The 17,695-nt window shown below is 34.5% G+C and carries 18 protein-coding genes and 2 tRNA genes; 11 read left to right on the forward strand and 9 right to left on the reverse strand.

The annotated features are described in order from the left end of the window. From BLP44_RS22265 to BLP44_RS22280, 4 genes are all read left to right on the forward strand, one after another. Positions 1-333 (forward strand): integrase core domain-containing protein (locus BLP44_RS22265; protein ID WP_139159231.1); only part of this gene is annotated, 333 nt, incomplete at its 5' end. A 289-nt stretch (positions 334-622) separates the two neighbouring features. Further along, a complete protein-coding gene (locus tag BLP44_RS22270; RefSeq protein WP_091136487.1) occupies positions 623-1,339 on the forward strand; it encodes a pirin family protein in 717 nt (238 codons plus the stop codon). A gap of 167 nt (positions 1,340-1,506) precedes the next feature. After that, positions 1,507-1,734: a (4Fe-4S)-binding protein gene (locus BLP44_RS22275; protein WP_091136491.1), complete on the forward strand. Its 228-nt coding sequence runs from the start codon at positions 1,507-1,509 to the stop codon at positions 1,732-1,734. A 133-nt stretch (positions 1,735-1,867) separates the two neighbouring features. Next, entirely contained in the window at positions 1,868-2,401 is a 534-nt protein-coding gene (locus tag BLP44_RS22280; protein WP_008467251.1) for a YceI family protein, read from the forward strand. 224 nt (positions 2,402-2,625) lie between these two features. Here BLP44_RS22280 and BLP44_RS22285 read toward each other — a convergent pair whose 3' ends face one another. Continuing rightward, on the reverse strand, positions 2,626-3,489 hold the full coding sequence (locus BLP44_RS22285) for a helix-turn-helix domain-containing protein (protein ID WP_091136494.1): 864 nt from the start codon (positions 3,487-3,489) through the stop codon (positions 2,626-2,628). 95 nt (positions 3,490-3,584) lie between these two features. Between BLP44_RS22285 and BLP44_RS22290 the strand changes: the two genes are divergently transcribed. Together BLP44_RS22290 and fabD are read left to right on the forward strand one after the other, a co-directional pair. Next, complete coding sequence (locus tag BLP44_RS22290) at positions 3,585-3,947, forward strand: DUF983 domain-containing protein (protein ID WP_091136496.1); 363 nt, start codon at positions 3,585-3,587, stop codon at positions 3,945-3,947. Between the two features lie 73 nt (positions 3,948-4,020). After that, positions 4,021-4,893 (forward strand): ACP S-malonyltransferase, encoded by an 873-nt coding sequence (gene fabD / locus BLP44_RS22295; protein WP_091136500.1) that lies wholly within the window; start codon positions 4,021-4,023, stop codon positions 4,891-4,893. 200 nt (positions 4,894-5,093) lie between these two features. Here the strand turns inward: fabD and BLP44_RS22300 are convergent, their stop codons facing one another. The 4 genes from BLP44_RS22300 to BLP44_RS22315 form a co-directional block, all read right to left on the reverse strand. Next, entirely contained in the window at positions 5,094-5,999 is a 906-nt protein-coding gene (locus BLP44_RS22300; protein WP_091136504.1) for a DMT family transporter, read from the reverse strand. A gap of 79 nt (positions 6,000-6,078) precedes the next feature. Further along, positions 6,079-7,095 (reverse strand): UDP-glucose 4-epimerase GalE, encoded by a 1,017-nt coding sequence (galE, locus tag BLP44_RS22305; RefSeq protein ID WP_066032742.1) that lies wholly within the window; start codon positions 7,093-7,095, stop codon positions 6,079-6,081. Positions 7,096-7,109: 14 nt separating this feature from the next. After that, positions 7,110-7,550 carry a nuclear transport factor 2 family protein gene (locus tag BLP44_RS22310; protein WP_091136508.1) on the reverse strand — a complete coding sequence of 147 codons (441 nt, stop codon included), beginning with the start codon at positions 7,548-7,550 and terminating at the stop codon, positions 7,110-7,112. 2 nt (positions 7,551-7,552) lie between these two features. Continuing rightward, complete coding sequence (locus BLP44_RS22315; protein WP_091136512.1) at positions 7,553-8,686, reverse strand: DegT/DnrJ/EryC1/StrS family aminotransferase; 1,134 nt, start codon at positions 8,684-8,686, stop codon at positions 7,553-7,555. 136 nt (positions 8,687-8,822) lie between these two features. Here BLP44_RS22315 and BLP44_RS22320 point away from each other — a divergent pair, with 136 nt between their 5' ends. Together BLP44_RS22320 and BLP44_RS22325 are read left to right on the forward strand one after the other, a co-directional pair. Further along, positions 8,823-10,052 (forward strand): 3-deoxy-D-manno-octulosonic acid transferase, encoded by a 1,230-nt coding sequence (locus tag BLP44_RS22320; protein ID WP_091136516.1) that lies wholly within the window; start codon positions 8,823-8,825, stop codon positions 10,050-10,052. A 338-nt stretch (positions 10,053-10,390) separates the two neighbouring features. Continuing rightward, the gene (locus tag BLP44_RS22325) at positions 10,391-10,606 is read left to right on the forward strand and encodes a PG1828 family lipoprotein (protein WP_008467260.1); all 216 of its coding nucleotides are present in this window, start codon (positions 10,391-10,393) and stop codon (positions 10,604-10,606) included. Positions 10,607-10,743: 137 nt separating this feature from the next. On the opposite strand, the gene BLP44_RS22330 is transcribed toward BLP44_RS22325, so the two are convergent. From BLP44_RS22330 to mutS, 4 genes are all read right to left on the reverse strand, one after another. Beyond that, positions 10,744-11,127 carry a DUF1508 domain-containing protein gene (locus BLP44_RS22330; RefSeq protein WP_066032745.1) on the reverse strand — a complete coding sequence of 128 codons (384 nt, stop codon included), beginning with the start codon at positions 11,125-11,127 and terminating at the stop codon, positions 10,744-10,746. A 197-nt stretch (positions 11,128-11,324) separates the two neighbouring features. Further along, positions 11,325-11,410, reverse strand: a tRNA-Leu gene (locus tag BLP44_RS22335). A 15-nt stretch (positions 11,411-11,425) separates the two neighbouring features. Continuing rightward, positions 11,426-11,498 (reverse strand) — tRNA-Gly (locus BLP44_RS22340). A gap of 162 nt (positions 11,499-11,660) precedes the next feature. Further along, positions 11,661-14,267 carry a DNA mismatch repair protein MutS gene (gene mutS / locus BLP44_RS22345; protein WP_170830270.1) on the reverse strand — a complete coding sequence of 869 codons (2,607 nt, stop codon included), beginning with the start codon at positions 14,265-14,267 and terminating at the stop codon, positions 11,661-11,663. Positions 14,268-14,425: 158 nt separating this feature from the next. Here mutS and BLP44_RS22350 point away from each other — a divergent pair, with 158 nt between their 5' ends. The 3 genes from BLP44_RS22350 to BLP44_RS22360 all read left to right on the forward strand — a co-directional run bounded on the left by BLP44_RS22350 (position 14,426) and on the right by BLP44_RS22360 (position 17,694). After that, on the forward strand, positions 14,426-14,857 hold the full coding sequence (locus BLP44_RS22350) for a DUF1573 domain-containing protein (RefSeq protein ID WP_008467274.1): 432 nt from the start codon (positions 14,426-14,428) through the stop codon (positions 14,855-14,857). A 74-nt stretch (positions 14,858-14,931) separates the two neighbouring features. Further along, positions 14,932-15,468, forward strand: coding sequence for an RNA methyltransferase (locus BLP44_RS22355; protein WP_091136519.1), 537 nt, complete (start codon positions 14,932-14,934; stop codon positions 15,466-15,468). Positions 15,469-15,510: 42 nt separating this feature from the next. Beyond that, positions 15,511-17,694 (forward strand): Ig-like domain-containing protein, encoded by a 2,184-nt coding sequence (locus BLP44_RS22360; RefSeq protein WP_091136522.1) that lies wholly within the window; start codon positions 15,511-15,513, stop codon positions 17,692-17,694. Position 17,695 lies beyond the last annotated feature (1 nt).

Here is a 17,695-nt window from a genome sequence, read left to right on the forward strand (position 1 = left end):
GAAATAAAATTTGAAGAGATATTATCTGATAATGGAGCTGAATTTGGAATTAAAACCAGCAAGGTAAAAAATCAGCATCCTTTCGAAAGAATGCTGATGGAGCTCGGGATCGTACACAGATACACCAGACCTTACCGCCCACAGACAAACGGCAAGGTGGAGAGGTTTTGGAGAACTCTGGAAGAGGATTTATTGCGAGATACTGATTTTGATTCTCAAGAAGAGTTAAAAGAGGAATTGCTGCAATATTTATATTATTACAATCATGAAAGACCGCATCAGGGAATTGATGGAAAAAAGCCAATCGAAATGATAAATCCGTTACCGAAATAAGTAACTTTTACAATTTCGACGAAGGAGAAATCCTCGTAAGAAGCTCGACAAAGATTGGATTCACATTGCGGAGTTACTTGCGAAGATTTCCCCTTCGTCGAAATGATAAACCGTATGGTTACTTTGAGGTAAAACCTTTAACCTTCTGTAACTTTGTGCCTTTGTTCCTAAAAACTTAGTCCTCAGAACCTCCAAAACTTAGCACCTCAAAGAACTTAACCTAGATTAAGTGCTTTTCCTTTACATCGGCCGTATCTTTGTACTATAAAAATAACAAAAGGACAAAATCATGGAAAATATAGTATTGCACAAAGCAGAATCAAGAGGAAATGCAAATCACGGATGGTTGAACGCTTATCACAGTTTTAGCTTTGCGAGCTGGTACAATCCCGACAGAATTCAGTTTGGAGCGCTTCGTGTTTTGAATGATGATACAATTGCTGCCGGAATGGGATTTGGAACTCACCCACACGATAATATGGAAATTATTACGATTCCGTTAGAAGGTGATTTGGCTCACAAAGACAGTATGGGAAATACTGAAGTAATTAAAAATGGAGACATTCAGGTGATGAGTGCAGGAACCGGAATTCAGCATAGCGAGTTTAACCCGAATGCAGATCAGCAGACTAAACTGTTACAGATTTGGCTGTTTCCAAACAAAAGAAATGTTACGCCACGTTATCAGCAAATCACTTTGGATGTTGCCGACAGACATAACAAATTGTCTCAGGTTTTATCACCAAATGCAGATGATGAAGGAGTTTGGATTCACCAAGACGCTTGGTTCAACATGGGTAATTTCGATTCTGGAGTTACTGCTGAATATAAAATCAAAAAAGAAGGAAATGGAGTTTATGCTTTCGTTTTAAAAGGAAATGTTACGATCAACGGTCAAGAATTAAATTCTCGTGATGCGGTTGGAATCTCAGGAACTGATACTTTAAATATTAAAGCCAATACAGATGCTGAATTTTTAGTAATGGACATTCCGATGAATTATTAATTCAAACAAATAACAATTAATACCTGTACTTTGAAACGATAATGAATCTGGAAATCAGATTATTATCGTTTCTTTTTTTTTATTTCATTTCAAAAAAGAAGACTAACTTTATAAGTAAAAAAATTGGTCTGACTTTAAAATTAAACTAACTCTTAAAATTTTAAACCATGAATCCAAATAACCTCACTAAAGAATACACAAACGGCGAAGTAACAATTGTATGGCAATCTGGAAAATGCATTCACTCGGCTAATTGTGTCAAAAACAATCCAGATGTTTTTCGCCCAAAAGAAAAACCGTGGATTACTCCAAAGCAATCTACAACTGAGAAAATTATTTCTACTGTTAATAAATGCCCGTCAGGAGCGTTGACATTTTACATGAATAAAAAATAATCGCAAGAGACCTAACGGGTTTTAAAACCTGTTAGGTCTTTCACATTTCTTAATCTAGGTTAAGTGCTTAAGGACAACTGCCATCGTAACTTTGTCCTATCAAAATGAAATTAATTATTTAAAAAATAAAATTATGGCAACTACAAAATGGTCAATTGACCCAACTCACTCAGAAATTGGTTTTAAAGTTAAACACATGATGTTTACTAATGTTTCAGGAAAATTTGGAACTTACGAGGCTTCTGCAATCACAGAAGGAGAAAGTTTTGATAATGCAGATTTCAGTTTTTCTGCTGATATCGCTTCGATCGACACTGCAAATGCAGATCGTGACGGACATTTAAGAAGCGGTGATTTCTTTGACGCTGAGAATCATCCTAAATTAACTTTCAAATCTTCTGCTTTCAAAAAAATTAATGATGGTGAATTTGAATTAACTGGAGATTTAAACATTAAAGGTGTTTCAAAAACAGTAAAATTCCCAGTTGAATTTAGCGGAATCATGACTGATCCTTGGGGAAATACAAAAGTAGGCTTAAGCATAGAAGGAAAAATTAATCGTAAAGATTGGGGTTTAAACTGGAACTCAGCTCTTGAAACAGGGGGTGTTTTAGTAGGCGAAGAAGTTCGTTTAAACATTGAATTACAATTTGTAAAACAAGCCTAATCTATTTGGTTTTAGATTTAATTGGTTGGTTAAAAGCCTTGCGTTTACTCGCAGGGCTTTTGTTTTTTTAGCCACAAATTACACAAATTTCCACAAATTATTATTTTTTAATTTTTTTTGCCACAGATGAAGAATTTCCTCAGATTAAAAATCCAAATAATCTTTTTAATCTGTGGCAAAAAATTAATTTGTGGAAATTTGTGTAATTCGTGGTTATAAAAAACTCAACGCGAAGTATTTCTAAATTCTGTAGGCGACATTCCGGTTTGTTTTTTGAAGAATCTTGAGAAATAGGAATAATCTTCGTAACCGACTTTGAATGCGACTTCATTTACGGCTAATTGTTTGTCAATCAGCATTCTTTTGATTTCTAGGATCACCCTGTCCATAATTACTTCTGTCGCTGTTTTTTGGAGAATTTCATTGCAGATTCTGTTTAAATGTTTCAGCGTAATATTTAGCTTTTCCGCATAAAATGAAGGCAGTTTCTGAGTTCTGAAATGCTCTTCCAAAAGCGATTCAAACTTATTGATTTTGATATTGTACGAATGGGTTTGATGCGAATAGGTTTCTCCATATTTTCTAGCTACTTCAATATGAATGCAGTCTAGCAAATTCAGTAATTTGTCTAATTGGTATTTGTTATCTTGGTTGTTTTCTTTAATCAGTAAATCAAAATATGGAACGATTTTCGGGATTTCTTTTTCTTCAAAAACCATTTCTGGTCGGTTTTGAATGGAATGATAAAAATTATAATCGTTGATTTTCTTCTGTCCGAAATACAAATTGTACAATTCCTGAGAAAAGATAATTACAAAACCTTCAATATCTTCAGACAAATTCCAATGGTGCATTTGTCCAGGCTGTAGCACAAAAAGACTTCCTCTTTTGATTTCAAACTGGTCAAAATCGACTTCATGTAATCCCGAACCTTTAGTAAAAAAGACCATCAAATACGAATCATGACGATGCGGTTCTTCGACAAAACTGTGACTTTTTAAGTGTTCCGTAAAAGTATTGACATAAAAATCGCGGTGAATATCGTTACAGCTGAAATTCTGAACACTATAAATTGGATATCGCTTCATAAAAATGTCTTTATTGTGCTATAATAAGCGAAGATACTAAAAAGACTTTTATAATGCTCTGAATTACCTTTGTATAAACAAAAATCAATAATATCATGTCAAGTGCATTAACTCATATTTTAAAAAACGAATGTCCTGTTTGTCATAAAGGAAAAGTTTTTACAGACAAAAATATTTTTCTGAATTTCAGTTTTCCAAAAATGAATGAATACTGCAATCATTGCCATTATAAATTCCAAAAAGAGCCTGGCTATTTCTTTGGCGCCATGTATGTAAACTATGGGCTAACCGTTGCTCAAGGAATTGCAACGTATTGTATTGCACAGTTTTTCTTTGAGAAAAATTTCGATTTAAGAATCCTTCCAATTATTGCTGTTTCTATCACTCTACTTACTCCTTTTAACCTGAGATTTTCCAGATTAGCATGGATTTATATGTTTAAGGATTATACGAAATAAAAAAGTATTATTTTTGCCTTCCAATTGAAACTAATTTTCAATTTTAAAAAAAAGTAAAAATTAAATTAGACAAATGAAAGCATACGTATTTCCGGGTCAGGGTGCACAGTTCACAGGAATGGGTAAAGACCTTTATGAAAATTCGGCTTTAGCCAAAGAATTATTCGAAAAAGCTAATGAAATATTAGGTTTCAGAATTACAGATATCATGTTTGAAGGCACTGCCGAAGAACTAAAAGAAACTAAAGTGACACAGCCTGCTGTATTTTTACATTCAGTTATTTTAGCTAAAACTTTAGAGGATTTCAAACCGGAAATGGTTGCAGGGCATTCATTAGGAGAATTTTCGGCTTTGGTTGCTAACGGGACTTTATCTTTTGAAGATGGACTTAAATTGGTTTCTCAACGTGCTTTGGCAATGCAAAAAGCTTGCGAAATCACTCCATCTACAATGGCGGCTGTTTTAGGTTTAGCTGATAATGTTGTAGAAGAAGTTTGTGCTTCTATCGATGGTGTTGTGGTTGCGGCTAACTATAACTGCCCTGGACAATTAGTAATTTCTGGAGAAACTTCGGCTGTTGAAAAAGCTTGTGAAGCTATGAAAGCTGCAGGAGCAAAACGTGCTTTAATTTTACCTGTTGGAGGTGCATTCCACTCACCTATGATGGAGCCTGCAAGAGAAGAATTGGCTGCTGCAATCGAAGCAACTACTTTCTCTACTCCAATTTGCCCAGTATATCAAAACGTTACTGCAAACGCGGTTTCTGATGCTAACGAAATTAAAAAGAACTTAATCATCCAATTAACAGCTCCTGTAAAATGGACTCAGTCTGTACAGCAAATGATCGCTGATGGCGCAACTTTGTTTACTGAAGTTGGTCCAGGAAAAGTATTAACTGGATTGATTAATAAAATTGATAAAGAAGCTGCTGTTGCTAATGCGTAGTTAGTTTTCAGTCGCGGTCTCAGTTTTCAGTTAAAAAACTATACATATAAAAAGCTCTGAAAAAATTTTGTTTTTCAGAGCTTTTTGTCATTTCGACGAAGGAGAAATCTTCGCAAGAAACTCTACATAGAAAGTCTAAAAACTTTGCAGAGCTACTTGCGAAGATTTCTCCTTCGTCGAAATGACATACTAAAAGAATACTACAAAACTTTCTTTTCCTTCTTCTTGTAATTCACAATAAAAACTCCAAGAATAATTAAAGCTGTAGCAATAATAAAATCAATCGTAATTACTTCATCTAAAAGCGACCAGCCCAAGAAAACAGCAATTATTGTATTGATGTAGGACAAAATAGAAACCTGAACCGCTGTAACATGTTTTAGTGCATAATTATAACAAAAGAAAGCAATTACAGATCCAAATATTGATAAATACAAAGCAGCAAAAATACTTTTTGAACTCCAAGAATTAAAATCTGGATTTGGTGAGAATATTGAAGCCAAGACCAACTGAATACAAGATGCGATTGTAAATTGGTAAAATAAATTGAGCGTTATATTTTTCGATTTATTTGCATGCGTTTTGGTATAAATTGTTCCAGCCGCCCACGCCAAAATTGCAAATCCCATAAACATCATTCCAGTTCTGTAATTAACATCTAAAAATGATTCGAGTCCATCTTTAAAAATAAACACTACTCCTGAAAACCCAATAAGTACACCAATAAATCGCTTTAAACTCATTTTTTGCAATCCAAACATAATACTGCCCAAAAAAATAAGAATTGGAGTCAAGGCATTTATAACTGATGCTAATCCGCTAGGGATATTCTGCTCTGCAATTGTCGTAAAGCCATTTGCAATTACAAGCATTAAAACCGAAGCAATAAGCTGTTGTTTAAAATTCTCCCAGCCAATCCATTTTAATTCTTTTTTGAATAATAAAATGGTCATCATAATAAATCCCGCAAGACCTTGACGAATTGAAGTTACAAACCAAGGCGGAATCGTTTCAACGGCAACTCTAATTCCTAAAAATGTAGTTCCCCAAACAATTCCAACAGCCGCTAGGGCAAATATTAATTTATAATCTAAACTTTGTTTCATGATAATTAATAGCTAAAAAAAATCCCAAACTATATTACTATAATCTGGGATTTTAAAAATTTATAATTTTATTAAAAAATTACTTATTCCTCACTTTTTGTTCCCATTTCCAAGCACTTGCCATCGCTTCATCCAGACTTAGTTCAGCTTTCCATCCTAAGACATTATTTGCCTTGTCTGTATTTGCATAAGCCTCAGTAATATCACCTTCGCGACGAGGCATCATCTTATAAGGCAATTGTTTACCGCTGACTTTTTCAAAACTATGAATGACTTCAAGAACAGAACTTCCTTTTCCTGTTCCTAAGTTGAAAGTCTCCACTTTTGCCAAATTCTTTTTATTCAACAAACGCTGTAACGCAATTACGTGTGCTTTCGCTAAATCTACTACGTGAATATAATCGCGAATTGCAGTTCCGTCTGGCGTTGGGTAATCATTTCCGAAAACAGATAATTCCTGACGTAGACCCACTCCCGTTTGTGTAATAAATGGAACTAAGTTTTGAGGAACCCCCAATGGCAATTCTCCAATTTCTACAGATTCGTGCGCTCCAACTGGATTAAAATAACGCAATAAAATAGCGCTGATATTGGTAACTTTAGCTGTATCTATAATAATTTCTTCTCCAATCTGTTTTGTATTTCCGTAAGGAGACATGGCAGTTTGAACCGGAGCATCTTCTGTAATTGGCATTTTTTCAGCTTGACCGTAAACTGTACAAGAAGAACTGAAAATAAAACTTGCTTCAGGTTTTTGCTGTAATTCCTGTAAAAGATAAACTAAACTGCTAATGTTGTTTTCGTAGTACAACAATGGTTGTTCAACACTTTCGCCAACAGCTTTTGAAGCTGCAAAATGAATAACCCCAGTAACATCATTATGTTTTTTAAAGAAATCCCGAACATCGCTTTTTTCTCTTAAATCAATTTTTTCGAATAACGGCGTTTTTCCCGTAATCGCTGTAATTCCTTTTAAAACATCTTCTGAAGAGTTTGAAAGATTATCAATAATCACTACCTCGAAGCCTTCATTTTGCAATTCGACTACGGTGTGGGAACCGATAAACCCTAATCCTCCTGTTACTAATACTTTCATTTTGTGGTTGTTTGTTATGTAGTTAATTTATATGCTTGTCTGGCAATAAGAATCCATTTATTTTTTTGTTTCTGCCAAACCAGCATTATTCCTATTTTAATATCTCGATCTATACCATCATCTTTGGTATGAGCCGATAAAACATGCCGAACAATAGCAACATCATTCTGAATTGTTATAGTTTGGTTTTGAAAATCGATAGATACAAAATCAGATTTTCCGCTAACTATTCCCTCTATAAATTCAGCTTGATTTTGAAAATTGCCATTAGAATGAACATAATTTAATTGATCAGAAGTCAGTGCTTTCAACTTCGCTCCGTCAGCATCAATCATTGCCTGACGCAATATTTCAACCTGACTTTTTACAGCATTCTCTTCTTTAGCGTTCGTTTTTTGAGCAAAAACCGAATACTGAAAAAATACCATTAAAAGTAAAAGACCAAATCTTTTCATTTTTATTTATTCAAAAATTCTAAAACAGAATCGGTAATAAATTTAATTTGTTCGTCGTCAAGTTCAGTATGCATTGGCAAAGCAATTACTTCTTGCACTAATTGGTTTGTAACTGGAAATTGCTCCTCTTTATAACGTGGATCTAAATACGCTTTTTGTGAATGCAACGGAATTGGATAGTAAATCGCACATGGAATTCCTTTATCCAATAAATATTGCATTAAAGCATTTCTATCTGCATTTAAAATTCTCAGCACATATTGATGGAACACGTGGTCATTTTCATTTGCATCAAAATCTGGTGTAATGATTTTTGCATTTCCCGCGAAAGCTGCATTATATTTTGTTGCCGCCAAACGACGCGCTTTATTATATTCATCTAAAAGAGGCAGTTTTGCATTTAAAACTCCAGCCTGAATACTATCTAAACGAGAATTCACTCCAACAACATCATGGTGGTAACGCTCATACATTCCGTGATTTACGATTCCGCGAATGATGTGAGCCAATTTATCGTCATTTGTAAAAATTGCACCTCCGTCTCCATAACATCCTAAATTTTTAGATGGGAAGAAAGAAGTTGCCGCAACGTGACCGATTGTTCCAACTTTGCTTTTTGCTCCAGATTTAGAAACATAATCAGCTCCAATTGCCTGAGCATTATCTTCAATTACATATAGATTATGCTCTTTAGCAATTTCCATGATTGCATCCATATTAGCTGCACGCCCAAATAAATGAACCGGAACAATCGCTTTTGTTTTTGGCGTAATCGCTTTTTTCACTGCATCAATATCGATGTTCATATTGTTCAAATCAACATCAACTAAAACTGGAGTTAATTGCAATAAAGCGATCACCTCAACCGTTGCTGCGAAAGTAAAATCGGCCGTAATAACCTCATCACCTGGCTTTAAATCCAACCCCATCATGGCAATCTGCAACGCATCTGTACCATTTGCACATGGAATAACATGTTTTACTCCTAAATAATCCTCAAGATTTTTTTGAAACTGATGAACTAAAGGTCCGTTGATGTAAGTATTTGTATCTAAAACTTCTTGAATTGAAGCATCTACAGTAGATTTTATTTTTTCATATTGACTTTTTAAGTCAACCATTTGAATTTTTTTCATTTTGAATGTATTTAAAAAATTAAAGACCCTGTTTTTATACAGAAATCTCTAAAAGGAGGAACAAAAATAGTTATTAATAGCTTCAAACCAATGAAAATAGTCGAAAGAAATGTAATTTAGCTGCAAAAAAAATTACATGCTTTTTTTATACAATCTAGCCATACACCTTGCAGGTTTTTTCTTAAGAATCATAGCGTTATTTAGTCCGAAAATTAAGCTTTTTGTTGAAGGCCGAAAAAATGTATTTTCAATTTTAGAAGAAAAAATCAAAGCAGAGGACAAAACGATTTGGTTTCATTCAGCCTCTCTCGGAGAATACGAACAAGGACTTCCTGTTATAGAAAAAGTCAAAGAAAAATATCCTCAACATAAGATAATTGTAACTTTTTTTTCTCCTTCTGGATATGAAGTGCGTAAAAATAACACTGTCGCAGATGTTACCGTTTATTTACCGCTTGATTCCAAAAGTAACGCTAAAAGATTTTTAAAATTAGTTCATCCCGAACTTGCATTTTTCATTAAATATGAATTTTGGCTGAACTACTTAAAGGAACTAGAAAAAAGCAAAACGCCTACTTACTTGATTTCTGGAATTTTCAGAGACAATCAGGTGTTTTTTAAATGGTATGGCGGTTTCTACAGAAAAGCTCTAAATGCCTTTACTTATTTCTTTGTTCAAAATGAAAAATCAAAACAAAAAGTTGAAAGTCTAGGTTTTAAGAATGTAATTATTTCTGGCGATACTCGTTTTGATCGTGTAAACGCTATATTAGAAAGAGACAACCGACTGGATTATGTTGAAAATTTTAAAAACGGCCAGCTTACGATAGTTATTGGAAGTTCATGGCCAAAAGATGAAATTTTAATTGCAGAATACATTAATCAAGCACCCGATGATGTAAAATTTATAATTGCACCACACAATATCAAACCAGATCAAATATCAGATCTTCTATCAAAAATCACAAAACCGACAGTTTTATTCTCAGAAAAAGAAAACAAAGATCTTTCAACCTATAATGTCTTTATAATTGATACAATTGGAATCCTTACTAAGATTTATAGTTATGGAACCATAGCTTATGTCGGCGGCGGATTCGGAAATCCTGGAATACATAATATATTAGAACCAGCTACTTTTGGCATCCCGATCGTGATTGGACCAAATTATTCCAATTTCGCAGAAGCAGTTGACTTAGTGGGCATTGGCGGCTGCATGCCAATTTCAACAAACATGGAACTTAAAGCAATTTTTGACCGATTACTAAACGACAAAAACTTTTTGGCCGAAAAAAGCGAAATCTGCAGGTCATTTATTCAAAATAACAAAGGAGCTACTGAGACAATCATGAAACGCATTTCATAATCTTTTACAGTTGAAAAAAGTGCTAAATTCTAAAAAACAACAACAAGATCTCCTTTTTTGCTTTTAAAAGATTCTAGCAAATAGTCTTAAAAAACAAAATAAACTATTAGTTAGAGAAATAAAACAGCCTATTTTTATAAAGATTCTTCAACGAAAAATTATTTCGCTAAGAAATTAGATAATTTAAGAAAAAATTATAATTTTGGCATATTCTTTGATAAATAAGATAAACGTGAGCAAGGAAAATATTTTAAAAAAAAAGTGAAAAAATATTTTACATATTAAAAAATTTATATCTTTGCCACGAATTAATAATTAACCTTTTATAATAAAGTAAGATGAAAAAAGTATTTTTAAGTTTAGCTGTTGTTGCTGTATTAACTGTTGTATCTTGTAAAAAAGCTGACGCTGCTGCTGAAGCTCCTGCTGTAGACTCTACTGCTGTTGCTGTTGATTCAGCTGCTGCTGTTGTTGATTCTGCTGCTGCAACTGTTGATTCTGCTGCTGCTAAAGTTGATTCTGCTGCTGCTAAAGTAGAAGAAGTAAAAAAATAATTAGAACCTAAGTTCTAACGATTTTAAAACCATCTTTTTAGATGGTTTTTTTTGTGATTAATATTTCTATTAATTCACAACAATAAAAAAAGCGTCTGTATTTACAAACGCTTTTTTTATTACCCATATCTTTTTTTTTACTCCGCAGCTTCTTCCATTTCCTCTTCAAGCTCTTCATCACCAAAAATCGATTCACTCGAAGAAAAATCCAAAATCTCCGACTTGGAAGAATATGTTACAATTTCTTTTATCCCTTTTTGCAAAAGCAATTCCGTACTGTATTTTCGACTTGTAGCAAAGTGAACATCACCAAGCATCAATTTAAAAAAATACTTCCCTCCAGAACCTTTAAATTTTAAAAATTTCGCAAGATCAATATTCGCTTTAAACCTCTCAATATCCTCTTCACATTCAAACCTCAATTCATAGCTTAAACTTGTAAAAATCACCTTCCCTTTTCGAGAAGTAAACGTAAACTTATATTCATCATTAAATCGCTTGCTAATTACAAAAGCACCCATTTATAAATTTTAGATTTTAAAGATTATTGATTTTAGATTTTTTCCTGAGATTCTGAGATTCTGAGATTCTGAGATTCTGAGATTCTGAGATTCTGAGATTCTGAGATTCTGAGATTCCCTAAAATAAATTTACTGCGCAAATTTATTTTCTGCAAGTCTGCAAATAAAAAAAGCCTCTTCAAAAGAAGAGGCTTTAGTACTCAGAGCGGGACTTGAACCCGCACGAACATTGCTGTTCACTGGATTTTAAGTCCAGCGTGTCTACCAATTTCACCATCCGAGCATTGTATGGTTTTAGAGCGAAAAACGGGGCTCGAACCCGCGACCTCGACCTTGGCAAGGTCGCGCTCTACCAACTGAGCTATTTTCGCATTTTCAAATTTTACTAAGAACCGCAACACTTGATTTGTTTCGTATTGCGAGTGCAAATTTAGGACATTTATTCAATTACACAAGCGTTTTTTCAAAAAAAAATCGACTTATTTTATAACATTCTGATAACCTAAAGTTTAAAATTGAAAATATTTTGAATTTTATTTTTTAACCAGCATTCTTTTGATCTCATTCAGTTTCATCAATGCTTCTACCGGCGTAATGGCATTAATATCGAGATTCAAAATCTCTTCTTTTATCTCTTCTAGCAAAGGGTCATCAAGATTAAAGAAACTCATCTGCATTTCTTCATTTGCCGATTTTATTCCATTCAAAGCATCACTAGAATGATTCTTTTCTAATTTCTTTAAAAGTTTCTGAGCCTTCGAAATAACCAGCTGAGGCATTCCAGCCATTTTTGCCACGTGAATTCCAAAACTATGCGCACTTCCTCCTTTCACCAGCTTTCTAACAAAAAGAACAGTGTCTTTTAATTCTTTTACTGCCACATTGAAATTCTGAATTCTCGGCATCGATTCAGTCATTTCGTTCAGCTCGTGATAATGCGTTGCAAAAAGTGTTTTTGCTCTTCCTGGATGCTCGTGCAAGAATTCCGCAATTGCCCAAGCAATCGAGATTCCATCATAGGTACTTGTCCCTCTTCCAATCTCATCCAGCAACACCAAACTTCTATCTGATAGGTTATTCAAAATAGAAGCCGTTTCATTCATTTCGACCATAAAAGTAGATTCTCCCATCGAAATATTATCTGAAGCTCCTACTCTGGTGAAAATCTTATCTACAATTCCCATTCTAACGCTATCAGCAGGAACAAAACTTCCCATCTGAGCCAAAAGCACAATTAATGCCGTTTGCCTTAAAATAGCCGACTTACCCGACATGTTAGGTCCGGTAATCATTATGATCTGCTGCTTTTCTCTATCTAAGAAAACATCATTTGCAATATATGGCGTACCAACAGGCAATTGTTTTTCGATTACGGGGTGTCTTCCGTTTTTGATATCCAACTCAAATGAATCATCAATTTCAGGCTGTACATATTGATTTTCGACAGCCATTTGTGTAAACGAACATAAACAATCCAACTGCGCAACCAAATACGCGTTCATTTGAACAGGTTTGATGTAAGTAGAAATCCAAGCTACCAATTGCTCAAAAAGCTCGCTTTCTATTTTATAGATCTTTTCTTCTGCTCCTAAAATTTTGGTTTCGTATTCTTTTAATTCTTCGGTAATATAACGCTCTGCATTTACCAAAGTCTGTTTACGAATCCATTCTTCTGGAACTTTATCTTTATGCGTATTTCTAACTTCAATATAATATCCAAAAACATTATTAAAAGAAATTTTCAATGAAGAAATTCCTGTTCTTTCCGATTCACGTTTTTCGATTCCTTCCAAGAATTCTTTTCCAGAAGTTGAAATAGAACGCAATTCATCTAATTCCTCATTTATTCCTGCCGCTATCGCATTTCCTTTTGAAATGGCAACTGGCGCATCTTGATTTAAAGTCGTTTTGATTTTTTCGCGAAGCAAATCGCAAGCATGCAAACTATCCCCAATTACTTTTACCGCTTCCTGCGGACTTTCAAGCGCAAGAGTCTTAATTGGAATTATAGCATCTAAAGACTCTTTCAAATACACTATCTCTCTTGGCGAAACTTTTCCTGCAGCAATTTTAGAAATCAAACGTTCTAAATCTGAAATCTGCTTGATTTGATATTGGATATTATGAAGGATTTCAGGATTTGATTTTAAATACGCCACAACTTCATGTCTGCTTTTTACCTTGTTCGCATCTTTCAAAGGCAAAGCCAGCCATCGTTTTAGCAAACGTCCTCCCATTGGAGAAAGCGTTTTATCAATCACATCCAAAAGCGTCACTGCGTTCGGATTATAACTGTGGTATAATTCTAAGTTTCTTATCGTAAAACGATCCATCCAAACGTAGGCATCTTCTGCAATACGCTGAATTGCTGTAATATGCTGCACACGATTGTGTTGCGTCTCTGACAAATAATACAAAATTGCTCCAGAAGCAATAATTCCTTCTTTTAATTCTTCAACACCAAATCCTTTTAAAGAATTGGTCTGAAAATGCTTAGTCAAGGTTTCTAAAGCATAGTCTTCTTTATAAATCCAATCTTCTAGAAAAAAGCTATGAAAATCTTCTCCGAAAGCAGTTTTAAAGTCATTCTTACAAGTCTTTGGAACTAAAACTTCACTTGGATTAAAGTTTTGCAGCAATTTATCAATGTATTCTGCATTTCCTTGAGCGGTTAAAAACTCTCCTGTAGAAACATCTAAAAATGAAATTCCGATATTTTTATTAGCAAAATAAACAGATGCTAAGAAGTTGTTTGATTTTGACTGCAAAACCTCATCATTCAGAGAAACTCCAGGAGTAACAAGCTCCGTCACACCTCTTTTTACGATTGTTTTGGTCATTTTGGGATCTTCCAGCTGATCACAGATCGCCACACGAAGTCCGGCTTTTACCAGTTTTGGCAAATAAGTATTTACAGAATGATGCGGAAACCCAGCCAATGCTGTTTCGGTATCAGAACCTGCTCCTCTTTTAGTTAATGTTATCCCTAAAATTTTTGAAGCTCTAATGGCGTCTTCTCCAAAGGTTTCATAAAAATCTCCTACTCTGAAAAGCAGACATGCATCAGGATATTTAGCCTTGATTTCGTTGTACTGTTTCATTAAAGGTGTTTCCTTCACCACTTTCTCTTTAGCTGCCAAATTATTATATTTTTAAATGAAAAATTAAGACAGCGAATTTATGATTTTTTGGCGGCATATCGAAAGCTTCAAAAATTAAAATATTTTAAGATTTTTTTAGTTACTGATTTAAGAATTTTATATAGCTTTGTTTATCATTTAAAAAAAGACCCTTAAAGATGAAAAAAATAATTTTATTCGCTATGTTGGCTGTTGCTGGTATCACGGCTACAAATGCACAAACAACTAAAAAAGCTAAAGCAGCTAAAGTTGCTAAAGTTGAAGGAGCAGGAATGCTTTTCGAAACTGAAACTATTGACTACGGAACTATCGCACACAATGCTGATGGAAAACGTGAGTTTGTTTTTGTTAACAACGGAACTAAACCATTAATCATTACAAACACTCAAGGATCTTGCGGATGTACTGTTCCAACTACTCCAAAAGAGCCAATCGCTCCAGGAGCTAAAGGTGTTATTGGTGTAAAATATGCTACTGACAGAGTTGGTGCTTTTACAAAAACTGTAACTGTTACTTCTAACGCAGAAGGACAACCAACAAAAATCCTTACTATTAAAGGTACTGTTTTACCAGATCCAGTAAAAAGCTAATCTGAAAAACATTTAAATAATGAAAAAGCTTCCTTATCTTTGGAAGCTTTTTTTATGACTACAATTCAAAAACAATGAGAAAACTCGAAAACAGCGAACTTGACCGTAAATCAATTGAAGATTTTAAAAAATCGGAGAAAACTCCATTAATCTTGGTTTTAGATGATATTCGAAGTCTGCACAATATTGGTTCTGTATTTAGAACAGCTGATGCGTTTTTGATTGAAAAGATAATTCTATGCGGTATTACTGCCACTCCTCCAAACAAAGAAATTCATAAAACAGCTCTTGGCGCAACTGAAACTGTTGCATGGGAACATCACGAGAATGTTTTGGAAGTAATTGAGAATCTAAAGAAAGAAAATATACTAACAATGGCCATCGAGCAAGTTGAAAGCTCGGTATTTCTTCAGGATTTTAAAATTGAAAAAAATCAGAAATATGCTTTAGTTTTTGGAAATGAAGTTTATGGCGTATCGCAAGAGGCCGTTGCCATCTGTGATGGGTGCATTGAAATTCCTCAGTTGGGAACAAAGCATTCTCTTAATATTTCTGTAAGTGCCGGAATTGTTGTCTGGGATTTATTTCAAAAAATAAACTGGCCTGAATAAAAATTTATTTTTTTATTCTCAATTTATTGATATTTTTAGCGAATGAAGAATATCAAATTAACAGCATTTGCCGTTTTACTTTCCGTTTTAAGTTTTAATTTTTCTAATGCAAATGAAAAATCAAAAACTTTTAACAAAAAGAATATATACTTTTCAAAACCTATCGTAAATTCAAAAATAAAAAAACAAAAGAAAAGCGATTTTGCCATTGACCCTCCAAAACTTATTGCGCAAGGAGATCAATTTTACTGCCCACAAACATCTATAAAGATTGTAACCGACTTTACAATTAATCATGATATAGCCGAAAATGGGACACAAGTACTTTATATTCAGATTTCGTCTGGATATTCAAATGGCTTTGACCGATTAGAACTAACAAATCCGACCTTGCATCCTAATATTGTAACCAGTTGGGACGCTACTTCCGGAAAGCTAAGGTTGTCGGGAACAACTACTGCTGACATTCCTTATGATGATTTTGTTTCAGCAGTAAAGGATGTTGTATTTACTAACTCTTCTGCAACAGCTAATGGAACAAGAACATTTTCGATTACTATTGGACAAGCCAATTATTTGCCATCTACTGGACATTACTATCTCTTTATCCCAAATGTGGGTGTAACTTGGACAAGTGCACGAGATTTAGCCACATCAAGCACCTATTATGGTCTTCAAGGATACTTAGCCACCATTTTATCTGCTGATGAAGCAAAACTAATTGGTGAGCAAGCTTCTGGAACTGGATGGATTGGAGGAAGCGATGCTGAAACTGAAGGTATCTGGAAATGGGTGACAGGTCCTGAATCTGGAACTGTTTTTTGGAATGGCAACGCAAATGGTTCGACTCCTAATTTTGCTTTTTGGAACACAGGCGAACCTAACCAACAAGGTGACGAAGATTATGCCCATATCACTCAGCCTGGTGTTGGAATAAGAGGTTCTTGGAATGATTTATCAAATACAGGAGATGCGACGGGTAATTATCAGCCAAAAGGCTATGTGGTGGAATATGGCGGAATGCCAGGAGAAGCTCCGTTAGAAATTGCCACAAGCACCAAAATTACCATCCCTACAGCAACTCCAGCTATTGATCCAATTCCAGTTTGTGATTCGGGAAGCTTTACCTTTAATGCGACTTCAACTGCTGGAACGACAATTAGATGGTTTGATGCCGCTGTTGGAGGAAATTTATTGGCAACTGGCCCAACATACACTACACCACCAATAAACGCAACTACAACTTATTATGTTGATGCTGGTTGCGAATCTAACCGTAAATCAGTAAAAGCAACTGTATATCCCACCCCTGTAGCTCCAATAGCTGAAAAAAATACTTATACAAATTGCGGTCCAGGAACTCTAACGATTAAAGCAACTTCAAATATTGGAACTATAAACTGGCATACTTCGGCAACTGGTGGAACAAGCGTTTTTCAAGGAACAACTTTTACAACTCCAACAATTTCATCCAATACAACTTATTATGCTGAAGCTTCAAATAATGGATGCACAAATCCAACTAGAACTCCTATAGACATTGTAATCTATACGCCTCCAACTGTTACAGATGAGACTTTGACTTTATGCCAGTTTCAGTCTAGAACATTAGACGCAGGAATTTCTGGAATGAGTTATTTATGGTCAAATGCCAATGAAACTACTCAACAAATTACGGTTAGCAAAGAAGGAACCTATACTGTTGTTGTTACAAGTCCTGAAAACTGTTCGAGCACAAAAACAATTGTAGTAGAAGAACACAAGATTCCGCAAATTGCACGTGTTGATGTTGAAGGAACAAGAGCTATTATTTATCCTGTAAAAGAAGAAGATTATTTTGAATATTCTGTTGATGGTGTCAATTATCAAAACTCTACTGTTTTTTACGATGTTCCTGGCGGATTGCAAACTGCTTATGCACGAGAAAAAAATGGATGCGGAGGAACTATCAAACAATTTGTAGTACTTGCTTTTCCTGCATTTTTTACGCCAAACAATGATTCTTATAACGATGTTTGGGAGGTTACCGGAATGGAAAATTATCCTCAAGCTGTCGTTACAATTTTTGATCGCTACGGAAAACTAATAGCTCAATTAAGCCGTTTCAAAATGAGTTGGGATGGCACTCTAAACCAAGTTCCGCTTCCCGCATCTGATTATTGGTACGCTTTAAAAGTAGACGATTCAATGCCGGTTTTAAGAGGACATTTTACATTAAAAAGATAAT

This window comes from Flavobacterium anhuiense (genome assembly GCF_900101855.1).
Classification (GTDB): domain Bacteria; phylum Bacteroidota; class Bacteroidia; order Flavobacteriales; family Flavobacteriaceae; genus Flavobacterium; species Flavobacterium anhuiense.